Genomic DNA, 836 nt, shown 5'->3' with positions numbered 1-836 from the left:
GCGTCGAGGCGGGCGGGGCCGTCACCGGCGTGCGCATCCGCGCCGGCGCCGGCTACGGCGACCGTGCCGGCGACAGTGCCGGTGCTGGCGACAGTGCCGGTGCTGGCGACAGGGACAGCGACAGGGCATCGACGGTGCTCGCCGCGGACCTGGTGGTCGACGCCAGCGGGCGCAACTCCCGCTCCCTGGACTGGCTCGCCGCCGCCGGGCACCCGGCGCCGCCGACGTCACGCGTCACGGTGGACCTCGGCTACGCCTCGCGGCTCTACCGGCGCCGCCCCGAGGACCTCGACGGCGACCTCAGCGTCATCATCTCCACCACCCCCGGCCTGCGCGGCGGGGGTGCGGCCGCCATCGAGGGCGACCGCTGGATCGTCACCCTCGCCGGCCTGCTCGGCGAGCATCCCCCCACCGACCACGAGGGGTTCGCCGCGTTCGCCCGCCGGCTGCCGGCTGCGGACATCGCCGACCTCATCCGCGGCGCCACCCCGCTCGGCGACGCCGTGCCGTACCGGTTCCGGGAATCGGTGCGCCGTCATTTCGAGACCCTGCGCCGCCCGCCCGACGGCCTGGTGGTCGTCGGTGACGCCCTGTGCAGCTTCAACCCGCTGTACGCGCAGGGGATGACGGTCGCCGCCCAGCAGACGCTCGTCCTGCGCGACTGCCTGCGCGCGGGACTCGGCGGGCTGCCGGGCCGCTTCTACCGCGCGGCCAGCCCCGTCATCGACGTCGCCTGGGACATGGCGACCGCGTCGGACCTGCGCTATCCCGAGGTGGCGGGCCGCCGGACCCTGCGGGGCCGGGTCACCGGGAGCTACGCGGCGCGGGCGCAGCGC

At 76.7% G+C, this 836-nt stretch carries 1 pseudogene; it reads left to right on the top strand.

The annotated features are described in order from the left end of the window. Positions 1–836, top strand: a pseudogene (locus ND748_RS33055) (FAD-dependent oxidoreductase); the annotation flags it as partial.

This window comes from Frankia sp. AiPs1, assembly GCF_023716945.1.
Lineage (GTDB): Bacteria > Actinomycetota > Actinomycetes > Frankiales > Frankiaceae > Frankia.
The sequence above is the reverse complement of the archived record's forward strand: the minus strand, read 5'-3'. Positions and strand labels throughout refer to the sequence as shown.